The sequence below is a fragment of the Agrobacterium tumefaciens str. B6 genome, from assembly GCF_001541315.1.
Classification (GTDB): Bacteria; Pseudomonadota; Alphaproteobacteria; order Rhizobiales; family Rhizobiaceae; genus Agrobacterium; species Agrobacterium radiobacter.
The window spans coordinates 413,236-429,376 of the sequence record NZ_LMVK01000012.1; the positions used below are offsets into that span (position 1 = coordinate 413,236).

13 protein-coding genes are annotated in these 16,141 nt (G+C 58.4%); 10 read left to right on the forward strand and 3 right to left on the reverse strand.

Annotated elements, in window-relative coordinates; genetic code table 11:
- Nucleotides 1–663: 663 nt before the first annotated feature.
- The 4 genes from ASB65_RS12185 to ASB65_RS12200 all read left to right on the forward strand — a co-directional run bounded on the left by ASB65_RS12185 (nt 664) and on the right by ASB65_RS12200 (nt 3,748).
- Nucleotides 664–1,098, forward strand: coding sequence for a CoA-binding protein (locus ASB65_RS12185; protein ID WP_003502339.1), 435 nt, complete (start codon nt 664–666; stop codon nt 1,096–1,098).
- Nucleotides 1,099–1,171: 73 nt separating this feature from the next.
- A complete protein-coding gene (locus ASB65_RS12190; RefSeq protein WP_060724090.1) occupies nt 1,172–2,455 on the forward strand; it encodes an O-acetylhomoserine aminocarboxypropyltransferase in 1,284 nt (427 codons plus the stop codon).
- Between the two features lie 270 nt (nt 2,456–2,725).
- Nucleotides 2,726–3,238, forward strand: a complete 513-nt coding sequence (locus tag ASB65_RS12195; protein ID WP_060724091.1) for a hypothetical protein — start codon at nt 2,726–2,728, stop codon at nt 3,236–3,238.
- A 168-nt stretch (nt 3,239–3,406) separates the two neighbouring features.
- A complete protein-coding gene (locus tag ASB65_RS12200; protein ID WP_060724199.1) occupies nt 3,407–3,748 on the forward strand; it encodes a cupin domain-containing protein in 342 nt (113 codons plus the stop codon).
- Between the two features lie 20 nt (nt 3,749–3,768).
- Here the strand turns inward: ASB65_RS12200 and ASB65_RS12205 are convergent, their stop codons facing one another.
- On the reverse strand, nt 3,769–4,083 hold the full coding sequence (locus tag ASB65_RS12205; protein WP_060724092.1) for an ArsR/SmtB family transcription factor: 315 nt from the start codon (nt 4,081–4,083) through the stop codon (nt 3,769–3,771).
- Nucleotides 4,084–4,172: 89 nt separating this feature from the next.
- Here ASB65_RS12205 and ASB65_RS12210 point away from each other — a divergent pair, with 89 nt between their 5' ends.
- Complete coding sequence (locus ASB65_RS12210; protein ID WP_003502349.1) at nt 4,173–4,943, forward strand: SDR family NAD(P)-dependent oxidoreductase; 771 nt, start codon at nt 4,173–4,175, stop codon at nt 4,941–4,943.
- Nucleotides 4,944–4,963: 20 nt separating this feature from the next.
- On the opposite strand, the gene ASB65_RS12215 is transcribed toward ASB65_RS12210, so the two are convergent.
- Together ASB65_RS12215 and ASB65_RS12220 are read right to left on the reverse strand one after the other, a co-directional pair.
- The gene (locus ASB65_RS12215) at nt 4,964–6,217 is read right to left on the reverse strand and encodes a cytochrome P450 (protein ID WP_060724093.1); all 1,254 of its coding nucleotides are present in this window, start codon (nt 6,215–6,217) and stop codon (nt 4,964–4,966) included.
- 72 nt (nt 6,218–6,289) lie between these two features.
- Entirely contained in the window at nt 6,290–7,537 is a 1,248-nt protein-coding gene (locus ASB65_RS12220) for a sensor domain-containing diguanylate cyclase (RefSeq protein WP_060724094.1), read from the reverse strand.
- 452 nt (nt 7,538–7,989) lie between these two features.
- On the opposite strand from ASB65_RS12220, the gene clpP reads away from it, so the two are divergent.
- From clpP to ASB65_RS12250, 5 genes are all read left to right on the forward strand, one after another.
- Nucleotides 7,990–8,622, forward strand: a complete 633-nt coding sequence (clpP, locus tag ASB65_RS12225) for an ATP-dependent Clp endopeptidase proteolytic subunit ClpP (RefSeq protein WP_003521529.1) — start codon at nt 7,990–7,992, stop codon at nt 8,620–8,622.
- 293 nt (nt 8,623–8,915) lie between these two features.
- Nucleotides 8,916–10,193, forward strand: coding sequence for an ATP-dependent Clp protease ATP-binding subunit ClpX (clpX, locus tag ASB65_RS12230; protein ID WP_003496489.1), 1,278 nt, complete (start codon nt 8,916–8,918; stop codon nt 10,191–10,193).
- Nucleotides 10,194–10,607: 414 nt separating this feature from the next.
- On the forward strand, nt 10,608–13,025 hold the full coding sequence (lon, locus tag ASB65_RS12240) for an endopeptidase La (protein ID WP_060724095.1): 2,418 nt from the start codon (nt 10,608–10,610) through the stop codon (nt 13,023–13,025).
- Nucleotides 13,026–13,314: 289 nt separating this feature from the next.
- A complete protein-coding gene (gene hupB, locus ASB65_RS12245; protein WP_003502360.1) occupies nt 13,315–13,590 on the forward strand; it encodes a DNA-binding protein HupB in 276 nt (91 codons plus the stop codon).
- A 350-nt stretch (nt 13,591–13,940) separates the two neighbouring features.
- Entirely contained in the window at nt 13,941–16,139 is a 2,199-nt protein-coding gene (locus ASB65_RS12250) for an esterase-like activity of phytase family protein (RefSeq protein ID WP_060724096.1), read from the forward strand.
- Nucleotides 16,140–16,141: the final 2 nt, after the last annotated feature.

The window sequence follows — 16,141 nt, forward strand, 5'->3', positions numbered from 1 at the left end:
TATTCTGCTCAGGATTTCATCCGTCAGATGGTGGCATGAGCGCTGGGCGCACAGCTTGTGGTTTCGATTCGGAGCGTGTTTTGGCCCATAATACTACCTGTTTTGTCAAATAGCTCCGCTGGGCGCTTCGGTCGGAAGGTATATCAATTGGATGGGATGTACATGAAAAGAAATTTCATATCTGCTATGAACGGCTTGCTGTAACGTTGCAGGTTTGTTTGTAGATTGATTTACAGAATAACTTTCTGAAAATTAGATAGCTCTAATTCACCTGCGAACGGAATGAAAACAAACAGGAGACGAAGGGCGCATAACTTGCACGCTAATGTTGTTTGAGCCGCTTTTGTGCCGGTTTGCGCCATTTTGAAAACTGGACAAAATTAGTCAATAGAACCGGGATTCTGGTATTTTGGTGAAATCATTTTGCGTGGACGAAAACGTGCCACTGCGCGACGATAGGTCTGTCGTGATAGCGATTTTCGGCCGGGCAAGGGTTCAAGACAGCAGGGAAGCTTCCTAGATGGGAAGGGCAGGCGCATTCGGCAGTGTCAGGAATGCGTCGGTGGAATTATGCAGACGAGGCTATGCTCGCGCAGCTTTCAAATGGCGTATCTGCATTGGTATTCTTCAAACCATGTGACGTTCCAAGAGGGATAAGTTGACATGCAGCATGATAGTTACGAGCCCGATTACCTCAGGAGAATTCTGACTGACGTCAAAACCATCGCGCTGCTCGGCGCTTCGCCCAACCCGGACAGGCCGAGCCACGGCGTCATGCGCTTCCTGCTGTCCAAGGGCTACCGCGTGTTTCCGGTCAATCCCGGCCAGGCAGGCAAGGAGATATTGGGACAGAAGGTCTACGCCAGGCTCGCCGATGTTCCCGAGCCGGTGGACATGATCGATGTTTTCCGCGCGCCGGAATATTTATCGGCAATCGTCGAAGAGGCGATATTGCTGCCCGAGCGACCATCGGTGATCTGGGGCCAGCTTTCCGTTCGCGATGACAATGCCGCCGCCAAGGCGGAAGCCTATGGCATAGAGGTTGTGATGGACCGTTGCCCTGCAATTGAGTATCCGCGTCTCAATATTGTGCGATAGTTGGTACGGATCGGACTTATCATTTGGCGGCAAGGCATTATGATCCCTTCAAAATTCCATTGGAGGAAACATCATGCCGAGCAGCAATCCCGGGTTTTCAACGCTGGCCGTCCACGCGGGCGCACAACCTGATCCGACCACCGGCGCGCGTGCGACACCCATTTATCAGACGACGGCCTTTGCTTTCCGCGACGCCGATCACGCCGCCGCCCTGTTCGGATTGAAAGAGTTCGGCAATATCTACACGCGAATCATGAACCCCACCCAGGCTGTTCTGGAAGAGCGCGTGGCGGCGCTGGAAGGCGGCACGGCGGCGCTTGCCGTGGCGTCCGGCCATGCCGCGCAATTGTTGGTCTTCCATACGCTCCTGCAGCCCGGCGACAATTTCGTCGCCGCTCGTCAGCTTTATGGCGGCTCGATCAACCAGTTCGGTCACGCCTTCAAGGGCTTCGACTGGCAGGTGCGCTGGGCTGACGCCACCGATCCGGCCAGCTTCGAGGCGCAGATCGACGACCGCACACGCGCCGTCTTCATCGAAAGCCTTGCCAATCCCGGCGGTACTTTCGTGGATATAGCCGCGATTGCCGATGTCGCCCACCGGCACGGCCTGCCGCTGATCGTCGACAACACCATGGCGAGCCCCTATCTGCTGCGGCCGCTGGAACACGGCGCTGACATCGTGCTGCATTCGCTGACGAAATTCCTTGGCGGGCACGGCAATTCCATGGGCGGCATCATCGTTGGCGGCGGGACCTTCGACTGGTCGGCGACGGACAGATATCCGGCGCTGTCGCAGCCCCGGCCGGAATATTCCGGCGTCGTGCTGCACCAGACCTTCGGCAATTTCGCCTTCGCCATCGCTTGCCGCGTTCTGGGATTGCGTGACCTCGGACCGGCCATTTCGCCCTTCAACGCCTTCCTCATCCTTACGGGCATCGAGACACTGCCGCTGCGCGTTCAGCGCCATTCCGACAATGCGCTGGCCGTCGCGAAATGGCTGAAGGCGCATCCCAAAGTCAGCTGGGTGCATTATGCCGGGCTGGAGGACAGCGACAACTACGCCCTCCAGCAGCGATATTCGCCAAAGGGCGCAGGCTCCGTCTTCACTTTCGGCGTCAAGGGTGGTTATGCGGCCGGCAAGGCGCTGGTGGAAGGGCTGCAGCTCTTCTCCCATCTCGCCAATATCGGCGACACGCGCTCCCTCGTCATCCACCCGGCCTCCACCACGCATGCGCAATTGACACCGGAACAGCAGACGGCCGCCGGTGCAGGGCCGGATGTGGTTCGCCTGTCGATCGGCATCGAGGACGTCAAGGACATCATCGCCGATCTCGAACAATCGCTTGCCAAGCTGTGACGTGGTTGGTCACGCGAGTTTGGTACTCGCGTGACTCCCCCTTCGAATTTCCTGCGGTGATATTCCCGTTCATTGCGCGGGTGAAATCAGCGGGAAACTGAGGTTGTCACTTCGGTTTGTGGATAAAACTTTGGTGTCAGTGCCGGAAGGCAGTTGGTGAGCCAGGCGGACGATGGGCGCGCCGCTTCCGTTCATCGGCTACCATCTTACCCGGAGCGCCGAATCTGCCTAGAACAGGCCCTTGCACTCCCATTGCGAAAGATAGGCCATATGAAAAACCGAACCGGAATGCTCCGCATCGTCACCCTTCTCCTTGCGATCGGGGTCGCGGGTATGGCTGATATACCTGTCGTCGCTTCGGTTTCGCCGGCAAAGGCGGAGGCGGAATATTTCCCGACTCAGAAGGATTTTGTCGGAAAGTGGAAACTCAGCGGTGCGACCAGCCGCCCGCCGCGCGATATGAAGACCGCGCCCACCTCGCAGCAGGAAGCGGATGCGACACTGTTCCAGGAGACGGTAACGACATTTTACTCGGCGTTCGACTATCTGGAGATCACGGCGGACGGTCGTTATAATTTCCATCAGGCCGGTGATCCCTCGGGTTCATGCGTCTGGTGCGGAACATGGTCTTTCAACAAGAGTTCGCTTTGGCTGAAGCTGGATACGGCGCCCAGGCTCGATATTTATGCGAAGGACGGCGATATACAGATGACCTACACCGCCGAACCCGACAAGAAGTCGAAATATACCTGGCTGGTTTTTGGCTGGACGAGGATGGAGTGAACCGCATCTTCTCCCGCTGCAAGGCCGCGACGGGGAACGGGGCAACGAGCAAGCGTTCGCCGTCCATGAAGTCAATTTTAAGTTGCATTTGAAGTTGAAGACGTTTGACGAAGCGCTCACAAATGAGCAAAGCTATTTTACCAACCACATTTGATGGATCCGGATGTCATGGCGAATTTTCTGTCCTTTGATGATGTTACCGAGGTGGAGCATGGCGCGCCTGCGCCGGAAAGGCTGATCTCCGGCGATCCGAGATTCACCACATGGAATATCGAGGAGGCTCCCGGCGGCATCTATGCCGGCATCTGGCAGTCCACCCCCGGCAAATGGCGGATTGTTTATGACGAGTGGGAATATTTCAACATTCTCGAAGGTCATTCCATCCTGACCGAAGATGGCGGTGCGCCGCGCGATCTGAAACCCGGTGACCGCGTTATCCTGCGTCCGGGCTTTGCCGGCACGTGGGAAGTGGTGGAAACGACGCGCAAGGACTACGTCATCCGGCTCTGAGGCCGGATGCGGTTTGGTGCTTACTGCTCATCGAATTTGAGAATCGATGGAAGGAGTCCGGGAAAGCGGGCTTCCATATCCTCAATGCGCACAACGCTGATATTTTCGACGCCCTGTTTATGGGTGCGGATCAATCCTGCCTCACGCAGGATTCGCATATGGCTGGACAGGGTGGAGCGCGGCATATCCTGACAGGGGGCTGCCGCACCGCAATTTTGCCCGGTCTCCGACACCCATAATTTGCGGATGATGCCCATGCGCGCGGGCTCGCCAAGGGCGGACAGCACGGCGGTAAGCGATATGTCCTCGCGAGCGGGATGAAAAAACTGAACCATGGACCGCCTGTAGCATATGGATTGACAAGCTTCAATATTTCAATAAAACCGAAATACCGAATTATGGTAATTCGGAAATTACGATATTCATGGAGTTTGCAATGTCTGGACTATTCAGCGGACAGGTGGTCGTCGTCACGGGCGGATCGACAGGCATCGGCTTTTCAGTCGCCAGGTTGTTTCTGGAGGGCGGCGCCTCTGCGGTCTATGTGACGGGCCGCAATTCAGCCAATCTCGATGCCGCCGTCGCCAAGCTCGGGGAGCGGGCAATCGGCTTCGTTTCCGATGTTGCCAAGCTTTCGGATCTGGAACAGCTCAAGGCCCGCATAGAAGCCGACGGGCGAAAGGTGGATGTGCTGGTCGCCAATGCCGGCATCGCCGAAAACAACGATCTTGGTGCAACCCATGAGGCGCTTTACGACCGGATTTTTGACATCAACGTGAAGGGCGTGTTTTACACGGTGCAGACGTTGTTGCCGGTGCTGAAGGACGGCGGTTCGATCGTATTGACGGGGTCGATCGTCGGCAACAAGGGCATGGAAAAACTGAGCGCTTACAATGCTTCGAAAGCGGCAGTTCGCTCATTCGCCCGCAGTTTTGCCAATGATCTGAAAGCGCGGGAAATCCGCGTCAATACGGTGAGCCCGGGCGTTACCCGCACGCCGATCATGGAAAATGGCCTGAAGATGGACGATGAGAAGATCGCCGGTTTCAAGGCCTATCTGAAGGATGCGGCACCGATCGGCCGTATGGCCGACCCCGACGAAATCGCCGAGGCGGTGTTGTTTCTGGCATCTTCCAAGGCCAGCTATATCACCGGCGTCGAGCTCTCGGTTGATGGCGGTCTGGCCCAGATTTAAGGCCGAATCCTCCCTCTGCCTTACCAGCTGAGATCGAGCCGCTCCAGGCCATGGAAATGATAGACATCCTTGACCTTGGGCGGCTCGGCAATCTTCAGGCCCGGCAGGCGTTTGAAAAGCAGGGGCAGGGCGAGATTAAGCTCCAGCCGTGCAAGCGGTGCGCCGATGCAGAAATGGATGCCGGCGCCGAAAGAGACGTTGGCGCCTTCGTTCCGGTCCGGCTGGAAAGTCAGCGGATCGGAAAATTTCGCCGGGTCGAGGTTGGCTGCTGCCAGGATGAGGCTGACCTTGTCGCCGCGCTTGAATGCGACGCCGTCGATTTCGACCGGTTCCAGAACCCAGCGCTGGAAAATATGAACCGGGGCGCAGATGCGCAGGGTTTCTTCCACCGTGCGTTCCGTGGCGGCCTCGTCGTGGAACAGGGTCTCCGGAGAAATGCCGCTTTCCAGAATGATGCGCACGGAATTGCCGATCTGGTGCACGGTCGCCTCGTGCCCGGCATTCAGCAGCACGATGGTGGTGGAGATGAGCTCGTCGTCGGTCAGGTATTGGCCCTTGTGCTCCGTATGGATCATGTGGCTCAGCAGGTCATCCTTCGGCTCCGCCCGCCGCTCGGCGATCACGCTGCGCACATAGTCTGAAAATTCATGCGCGGCCCTGTCGGCCAGAAGCTCGTCCTCGGGCGTGCGCTTGAACATGTACATGCCGACATAGGCATGCGACCATTTCAGAAGCTGCGGCCCCATCTCTTCGGGAATGCCGATCATGCGGGCGATCATCGTCACCGGGATGATATCGGCATAAGAGGAGAGCAGCTCGGTTTCGCCCTTGCTCTCGAAGGCATCGATCAGGCGGTTGGCGAGTTCCTCGATTTCCGGTTTCATCTTGTCGACATGCCGGGAAACGAAGGCGCGGTTGATGAGCGTGCGCAGCCGCGTGTGTTCCGGCGGCTCCAGCTCCAGAAGCGAATGCTGCTCGGCGGCGTCGAAATGCTTCACATGTTCCAGCGGGCGCGGCAGGCCGATGTCCTCGCGGCTAGCCACATGCAGGATCTGCCGTCCGAAGCGGCGGTCGCGCAGAAGTGCGCTGACATGGTCGTAACCGGTGAAGAACCATTGCCGCTGCTCCTCCCAGTAAAAGGTGGGACATTGCGCATGCAGGGCGGCATAAACCGGGTTCGGATCGTTGTAGAAGGCCGGGTCGCGGGCGTCGAGTGAAACGCGGCGGGTGGCGGGATCGATTTTGAGAAAGGGGAATGTCGCTGTCATGCCCATGGTTTATTCCGCGCGTGGCGCTTTGGGAAGGGAGGGGAACTCCCCTCCGTCTGTCACTGGATGGTTACATCGTCATCGACTGGCGATGGCGGATATCCGGTTCAGCGCCGCAACCTGGCGGTCGGCATTGTTGTCCATCGGGTTTTCGTCGCGGTCCGAGGCGGGCACGACGACATTGGCCGAATTGACGTGGATGACGGTCCGGTTGCGCCCGGCCTTCTTGGCGGCATAGAGCGCACGGTCGGCTTCGGTCATCATGGTGTTGAGGTCGGCATCCCTGATCATGGCTTCGGCGATGCCGACGCTGGTGGTCACCTCGATGCTTTCACTACGCGAACTGATCTTCGACAGGCGCAGATTGCTGCGGATGGCTTCCGCAAGCGTCGCTGTGCTGGAAGGGCTTTCGACTTCGGCGACCAGCGCGAATTCCTCGCCTCCCATTCTGACGAAAAGGCCGCGATCGCCGATCACACGCTGGGCGATATTGCAGAAATGCACGAGGACCGCATCGCCGGACTGATGGCCGTATCTGTCGTTGATCTTCTTGAAATGGTCGATGTCGAACAGCACCAGCGCCACATAACGGCTGGAGGCCGGCGACCTTTTCTTGATGCGCTCGAACTCCTCCAGCAGACCGCGCCGGTTGAGAACGCCGGTCAGATGATCGGTCATGGCGAGGCGGTGGAGACGAATCTCCGTGTCTTCCATGATGATCTTGGCGCTGATCATGATGATCGCCGTGAAGCCGAGCATGCCGGAAATGGAGAGCGCCGATGTCATGGGAATGGCATTGGGGATTGCGGCATTGGCCGGGATGACGATGGATGCGACGATCGCTCCGGCAAAAGCCTGCAGGATCAGGATCGTGGCCAGGACCTTCCGGCTGCGTGATGCGTGCGCCCTGCTGGCAAGAAGAACGCCGGCGAGCATGAAATAGCCCGTGGCCGCGCTGGCATGATAAAGCAGGATGCGGGCGACCATGTCTTCGCGCACGGGCGGCACGAACATTCCGGCGATCCACAGCAAAGCCGGAATAGCAATCCAGCCGCCGCATGTGCGCTGCTCGAAGCGCAAGAGGCCCGCCAGCCAGAAACCGAAGGCGGAAAGCGCCAGCGTGTTGCCGACCTGAATGGACAGAAAACTGGAAATATCTCCGCGAAACGCCACCAAGACAGTGCCGATGCCTGTGGCGAGGAAACCGGCGGCGAAATAGAGATTATGCCGGCGGGAAGGGCGGTGCAGCCACAGCGTTCCCAAAAGCACGGCAAGGGTGAACGTTTCCGCCGCCCATAGTAGCGTGCTCGTCTTTGCATCCAGCATTGCAAAATCCTATCTGCGCCATCATGCGGTAAAAGCGGGCCCTCTCGCACAAGGTGCGTTATGCCCGCTGGAATTGTTGAGCTGCCATTTCGCCCGGATGGGCCCATTCCCCAAGGGGAACCGGAAATTCGCTGGCCAGTATCAGCAGCAAATACTAACGAGTTCTTGCCGGTGAGAAGTTATATCTGTGCATGGCGGGCGATTTTTGCCCCCGTCGCGCGCCATAGTAAAAAATTGGTGGCGGTGAGGGAAAGACGCCCGGCCGGCCCCGCCCGGTTCGAAACCCTTGCCAAGCCGGGCCCCGGCGGCCTGCAAACGCTGTTGAGCCGTTAAGGATATGCGGCTTCGTGTCTTGAAGTACGGGGCAGGGACACTCTATGTAGGGAGTATGAAGGTTAGAAGTGATTCCGGAGCGGTTTTCCGCGAAGGGCAGAGTTTGACAAAGGACGGACATGAAAAATCCAGTTGATACCGCCATGGCTCTGGTGCCGATGGTCGTAGAGCAGACCAATCGCGGCGAACGCTCCTACGACATATTTTCCCGTCTTCTCAAGGAACGCATCATTTTCCTTACCGGTCCGGTGGAAGACCAGATGGCGTCGCTCGTCTGCGCGCAGCTTCTTTTCCTCGAGGCTGAAAACCCGAAGAAGGAAATCGCGCTCTACATCAATTCGCCGGGTGGCGTCGTGACCGCCGGCATGGCGATCTACGATACGATGCAGTTCATCCGCCCTGCGGTTTCCACGCTCTGCGTCGGTCAGGCCGCGTCCATGGGCTCGCTGCTTCTGGCTGCCGGTGAAAAGGGAATGCGTTTCGCCACCCCGAACGCCCGCATCATGGTTCACCAGCCGTCGGGCGGTTTCCAGGGGCAGGCATCGGATATCGAGCGCCATGCCCGTGACATCATCAAGATGAAGCGTCGCCTGAATGAAGTCTACGTGAAGCATACCGGCCGCACGCTCGAAGAGGTTGAAAAAACCCTTGATCGCGACCATTTCATGGATGCAGACGAGGCGAAGGACTGGGGCGTGATCGACAAGATCCTGACCTCGCGCCAGGAAATCGAAGGCGCCGCCGCGAATTGAGGCGCGCCGCTTTTTGACGTTTGTTTGAACCCGCAAAAGTAATTTCGGGGCTTTCAACCGCAACAGAAAGCGATATTAGTATATATAAAGGCTATGTTGAATTTTTATGACGTGGCCTTTGGTTTGATGGGGAATTCGTTGCAGCCGGTTGTCAGCTCATGTATCTGATACCGGTTAGTACCCCGGGAAACGAGGCGGATACGGCGATGCACCCCAAGGGCTGCCGTATCGGCGGGCGGTAAGTTGACCGCGATCCGTTTGGCGGACCTGCGGCGTGCTGGAAGGAAAGAGATATGAGCAAAGTCAGCGGCAGCAACGGCGGCGACTCTAAGAATACACTCTATTGTTCATTCTGCGGCAAGAGCCAGCACGAAGTCCGGAAACTCATTGCCGGACCGACGGTATTCATCTGCGATGAATGCGTCGAATTGTGCATGGACATCATCCGTGAAGAGAACAAGACATCGATGGTGAAGTCGCGCGAGGGTGTTCCCACCCCGCAGGACATCATCAAGATTCTCGACGAATATGTCATCGGCCAGAAGCAGGCGAAGAAAATCCTGTCGGTGGCCGTTCACAACCACTACAAGCGCCTCGCGCACGCCTCCAAGAACGGCGATGTCGAGCTTGCGAAGTCGAACATCATGCTCGTCGGTCCGACGGGTTGCGGCAAGACCTATCTTGCCCAGACGCTCGCCCGCATCATCGACGTTCCCTTCACCATGGCGGATGCAACGACGCTGACCGAAGCCGGGTATGTCGGCGAGGACGTGGAAAACATCATCCTGAAGCTGTTGCAGTCTGCGGATTACAATGTCGAACGCGCCCAGCGCGGCATCGTCTATATTGACGAAGTCGACAAGATTTCCCGCAAGTCGGACAACCCGTCCATCACGCGCGACGTGTCGGGCGAGGGCGTTCAGCAGGCGCTTCTGAAGATCATGGAAGGCACGGTCGCTTCCGTTCCGCCGCAGGGCGGCCGCAAGCATCCGCAGCAGGAATTCCTGCAGGTGGATACGACCAACATCCTGTTCATCTGCGGCGGCGCGTTTGCCGGCCTCGACAAGATCATCTCGGCCCGTGGTGAAAAGACCTCGATCGGCTTTGGTGCGACCGTCAAGGCGGAAGACGATCGCCGCGTTGGCGAGGTTCTGCGCGAACTGGAGCCCGAAGACCTGGTGAAGTTCGGTCTCATCCCGGAATTCATCGGCCGTCTGCCGGTTCTGGCGACGCTGGAGGACCTCGACGAGGATGCACTGATCCAGATCCTGTCCGAGCCGAAGAACGCGCTGGTCAAGCAGTATCAGCGCCTGTTCGAGATGGAAGATGTGGAACTGACCTTCCACGAGGACGCTCTGCGCGAAATCGCCCGCAAGGCGATCACCCGCAAGACCGGCGCCCGCGGCCTGCGCTCGATCATGGAGAAAATCCTGCTGGATACCATGTTCGAACTGCCGACGCTGGAAGGCGTACGCGAAGTGGTCATTTCCAACGACGTCGTCAGCGGCGTCGCCCGTCCGCTCTACATCTATGCGGATCGTCAGGAAGAAAAGACCAACGTTTCGGCCTGATCGACCGGTCCTGTACTTTGATGAAATCAAAAGGCCCGCATCCCGTGCGGGCCTTTTCTGTTGTCGACAGGTGTGAAACTTGCGCCTAATTTGGCGAAGCCCGATTTTGCGTTTGGAGCGGATTGCGCTTTGCTGATAAAGTCTTACAACTGATTTGCAGCGCGATATGACGGAAATGTGAATTCCCGTCGGCGACCCGGTTCCTGACCTTCAAGGATAACCGGAAATGTCGGGAGTACTAGCCGGCGCTGGGTTTTGTTGAATTTCACGGTCTTGCCGCTCAGCGGGATCGTCTGTTCCGGCGACTTGAAATCGGTGTTTCGAAACTCCATTTTCAGTCTCGAGAAATGAATGTGCCGGATGCCCCAAGCTGTCCGGCAAAGTGTCCCGAAAGGGACCATGAAAGGAAATGATATGACGAACATCACGTCTGCGGCATCTGGTGGTACCTATCCGGTACTTCCCCTGCGCGACATTGTCGTTTTCCCGCATATGATCGTTCCCCTGTTCGTCGGGCGGGAAAAATCCATTCGTGCGCTCGAGGAAGTCATGGGTTCGGACAAGCAGATCATGCTTGTCACCCAGATCAACGCCAGCGATGACGATCCGGCTCCCGAAGCCATCCACAAGGTCGGCACGGTCGCAAATGTCCTGCAGCTTCTGAAGCTTCCCGACGGCACCGTGAAGGTGCTGGTGGAAGGCAAGGGCCGCGCCCAGATCGACAGCTACACCGGCCGTGAAGACTTCTATGAAGCCACTGCGACGCCGTTGCAGGAGCCTGCCGAAGATCCGGTCGAGATCGAGGCGCTGTCGCGTTCGGTCGTTTCGGAATTCGAGAGCTATGTGAAGCTCAACAAGAAGATTTCGCCCGAGGTTGTCGGCGCTGCCGGCCAGATCGACGATTATTCGAAGCTCGCTGATACGGTCGCTTCGCACCTGTCGATCAAGATCACCGAAAAGCAGGAAATGCTGGAAACCGTCAGCGTGAAGCAGCGGCTTGAAAAGGCGCTTGGCTTCATGGAAGGCGAGATTTCCGTGCTGCAGGTCGAAAAGCGTATCCGCTCGCGCGTCAAGCGCCAGATGGAGAAGACCCAGCGCGAATATCACCTGAACGAGCAGATGAAGGCGATCCAGAAGGAACTCGGCGACGGCGAGGACGGCCGTGACGAGATGGCCGAACTGGAAGAGCGCATCGCCAAGACCAAGCTTTCCAAGGAGGCCAAGGAAAAGGCCGAAGCGGAAATGAAGAAGCTTCGCCAGATGAGCCCGATGTCCGCGGAAGCGACCGTCGTGCGCAACTATCTGGATTGGCTGCTCGGTCTGCCCTGGGGCAAGAAGTCGAAGATCAAGGCCGACCTCAACGCCGCAGAGAAAATCCTCGATCAGGATCATTTCGGTCTCGACAAGGTCAAGGAACGCATCGTCGAATATCTGGCCGTGCAGGCGCGCGCGTCGAAGATTCGCGGCCCCATCCTGTGCCTCGTCGGCCCTCCCGGCGTCGGCAAGACCTCGCTCGCCAAGTCGATCGCCAAGGCGACCGGCCGCGAATATGTGCGCATGGCGCTGGGTGGCGTGCGTGACGAAGCGGAAATCCGTGGTCACCGCCGTACCTATATCGGCTCCATGCCTGGCAAGATCGTCCAGTCGATGAAGAAGGCCAAGAAGTCCAATCCGCTCTTCCTGCTCGACGAGATCGACAAGATGGGCATGGATTTCCGTGGCGATCCCTCTTCCGCACTGCTGGAGGTTCTCGATCCGGAACAGAACTCCACCTTCATGGACCACTACCTTGAAGTGGAATATGACCTGTCCGACGTGATGTTCGTGACCACGGCCAACACGCTGAATATTCCAGGTCCCCTGATGGACCGTATGGAAGTGATCCGCATCGCCGGTTACACGGAGGACGAAAAGCGCGAAATCGCCAAGCGTCACCTGTTGCCGAAGGCGATCAAGGAACATGCCCTGCGTCCGGAAGAGTTCTCGGTCAGCGATGACGCTCTGATGATCGTGATCCAGCAGTACACCCGCGAGGCGGGCGTGCGCAGCTTCGAGCGCGAGCTGATGAAGCTGGCGCGCAAGGCCGTCACCGAGATCATCAAGGGCAAGGTCAAGTCCGTGGAAGTCACCGCTGCCAATGTTCCGGATTATCTGGGCGTTCCGCGGTTCCGCCACGGCGAGGCCGAGCGCGAGGATCAGGTTGGCGTCGTCACGGGTCTGGCCTGGACGGAAGTCGGCGGTGAGCTGCTCACCATCGAAGGCGTGATGATGCCGGGCAAGGGCCGCATGACGGTCACCGGCAACCTCAAGGAAGTGATGAAGGAATCCATTTCGGCAGCGGCATCTTACGTCCGCTCGCGCGCCGTGGATTTCGGCATCGAACCGCCGCGCTTCGACAAGAGCGACATCCACGTCCACGTTCCGGAAGGCGCAACCCCGAAGGACGGACCGTCCGCCGGTGTTGCCATGGCAACCGCCATCGTCTCCATCATGACCGGCATTCCGGTCTCCAAGGATGTGGCGATGACGGGCGAGATCACGCTTCGTGGTCGCGTGCTGCCGATCGGCGGCCTGAAGGAAAAGCTGCTTGCGGCCCTTCGCGGCGGCATCAAGAAGGTGCTGATCCCGGAAGAAAACGCCAAGGATCTGGCGGAGATTCCAGATAATGTGAAGAACGGGATGGAGATCATCCCGGTATCGCGCATGGGCGAGGTTATCAGGCACGCCCTTCTGCGCCAGCCGGAGCCCATCGAGTGGGACGGCAGCATCGAGACGCCTGTTATCGCTACGGTCGAAGGCGTCGACGACGGCAGCCAGACCATCGCACATTGATACATGCTTCGTCGCGAGGGGCGGGAATCGCCTTTCGCGACGGGTGCTGCATAGATTCAATATGTTAGGTGTCGGAAGGCGCATTCTGCGCTCAACTCCGGGCAAGTGATGCGAATTTGGCACGAATATGTGGAAGGCCGGCAGAAATGTCGGCCTTTTTTGTGAAAAAAATCGCAGACCCCTTGTTTTTCAGGCGATTCCAGCGCTTTTGGGTTGCTGCGCGCGGATGCAAACGTATTCTGCGCCGGCTTAATTTGAGTCGTTTCAAACCATTGAAAGGGGTGGAAACATGAACAAGAACGAGCTCGTCTCTGCTGTTGCCGAAAAGGCTGGTCTCACGAAGGCAGATGCTGCTTCCGCTGTTGATGCCGTATTCGAAACCGTACAGAGCGAACTGAAGAACGGTGGCGACATTCGCCTCGCTGGCTTCGGCAGCTTCTCCGTTAGCCGCCGTGAAGCCTCCAAGGGCCGTAACCCTTCTACGGGTGCTGAAGTCGATATCCCGGCTCGCAACGTACCGAAGTTTTCCGCAGGCAAGGGCCTGAAGGACGCCGTCAACTCGTAAGGTTTCCGGAAAGCCGCAACGCCCGGCGGCGGGCGGGCGGCTTTTCAGGGTCACGAGGAAACATGTTTTGACGCGCTGACGCCATCATGCCGGCTCAAAACCGGGCGGTTTTTCGAAATGCTTTTCGGATAGCCCGGTTCTCAATCCGGCAGGATGTAAACGAAAGTAGGGAGCGCGCCTGTGCAGCCTCCATCCGGTCACACGGTGCTCCGATACGCGGAATGTGCGCAGAAACAAGAAAGCCCGGTCTCCATGGCCGGGCTTTTTGATTCCCGACAGGAAATGTCATGCCACTGTCATGTCTTTGACGCAGAAGCCATGGGGTATTTCTGGACCCAAGGGGGATTAAAATGGCGTTCCGATTTTCTCAAATGGCCTTGACCGCTGCTCTGCTCACGTCCGTGGCCTTGCCGGCCGCTGCCGAGCCGGTTTTCAACCGCATCGCGTCTTTCCCGGTGGCGAAAAACCTTCCCGCGGACAAGGACGCCAAGTCCGTCACCTCGGCTGAAATCATCACCGCCAGTGAAGACGGCAAGACGCTGATCTATTCGGACAGCCCGCTTGGCGGCATCGGTTTCATCGACATCACCGACGCGAAGGCCCCCAAGGCCGGCGGCGCATTGCTGCTGGAAGGCGAGCCGACCTCTGTTGCCGTTGCTGGCCTCAAGGTTCTGGCCGGCGTCAATACGTCGGAAAACCGCGCCAACCCGTCCGGCAAGCTGGTGACGGTCGATATTGCCACGAAGAAGATCGAGGCAAGCTGTGATCTCGGCGGCCAGCCCGATTCCGTCGCCGTTTCCCCTGATAAAACCTTTGCCGCCATCGCGATCGAAAACGAGCGTGATGAAGATGTGAACGAAGGCGCACTGCCGCAGATGCCCGCCGGCTATCTGGTAACGGTCGGCCTGAAGGACGGCGTGGCCGACTGCGCGACGCTGAAGAAGATTGACGTTACCGGTCTCGCCGAAATTTCCCCTGAGGATCCGGAGCCGGAATTCGTCTCGATCAACGCCAATGGCGAGATCGCTCTGACGCTGCAGGAAAACAACCATATCGTCATCATCGATGGCAAGACCGGCGCGGTGAAGACGCATTTCTCCGCCGGCAAGGTTGATCTGGAAGGCGTCGACACGAAGACCGACGGTCAGCTGAAATTCACCGACAAGCAGGAAGGCCGCAAGCGCGAGCCGGACGCTGTAAAGTGGCTGGACAATGACCGTATCGTCATCGCCAATGAAGGCGACTGGCAGGGCGGTTCGCGCGGCTTCACCATTTTCGACAAGACCGGCAAGCTTGTTTATGAAGCCGGTGCTTCGCTCGAGCGCGCGGTTGCCGCCATCGGCCACTATCCAGAAAAGCGCTCCAAGGCCAAGGGCATTGAGCCCGAGGGTCTGGAAGCGGCAACCTTTGATGGCCAGAAGTATTTCTTCGTGCTTGCCGAGCGCGCTTCGGTGGTCGCCGTCTACAAGGATACCGGTGCGGAGCCGCAGCTGACGCAGCTCCTGCCTTCGGGCGTCTCGCCGGAAGGCGCCGTCGCCATTCCGTCGCGCAATCTCCTTGCCACGGCCAATGAGGTCGATCTGATCGAAGACGGCGGTGTCCGCTCGCATGTCATGCTTTATGAGCGCACTGAAGGCCAGCCTGCCTATCCGCAGCTCGTTTCCGCCACCGTCGACGGGGCGCCGATCGGCTGGGGCGCTCTTTCCGGCCTGGTCGGCGATGCCGAGAAGCCCGGCATTCTCTATGCCGTTTCCGACTCGGTCTATGGCAACCAGCCGTCGATCTTCACCATCGACGCCACGAAGAAGCCTGCCACCATCACCAGCGTGCTGCGCGTCAAGCGTGACGGCATTGCTGCTCAGAAGCTCGACATCGAAGGCATCACGCTTGATGGCAAGGGCGGTTTCTGGCTGGCCTCTGAAGGCGACAGCGCCAAGCTTGTTCCGCACGCGCTCTATAACGTCAACGCCAAGGGCGAAATCAAGGCCGAGATCGCTCTGCCGAAGGAACTCCTTTCCGGCGATACCCGCTTCGGTTTCGAAGGCGTGACCATGATCGGCAAGGGCGACGACGCCACGCTGTGGATGGCCGTGCAGCGCGAGTGGGGCACGGATGAGAAGGGCTTCGTCAAGCTCGTCTCCTACAATCCGAAGTCCAAGGAGTGGGGCGCCGTGCGTTATCCGCTCGACAAGACCGAGGCAGGCTGGATTGGCCTTTCCGAAATCACCGCGCAGGGCGACTATGTCTATATCGTCGAGCGCGACAACCAGATCGGCGACAAGGCCAAGATCAAGAAGCTCTACCGCGTTGCGATCGCGGACCTGAAGCCGGGCAAGATCGGCGGCGAACTGCCGCTGGTGGCCAAGCAGGAAGCCCATGACTTCCTGCCCGACCTCAAGGCCCAGACCAACGGCTACGTCGTTGACAAGCTGGAAGGCTTCACCTTCGACAAGGCTGGAACGGCCTATGCCGTGACCGACAATGACGGCGTGGACGATTCTTCCGGCGAGACGCTGTTCTTCACCGTCAACATGAAGGCGATCAACTGATC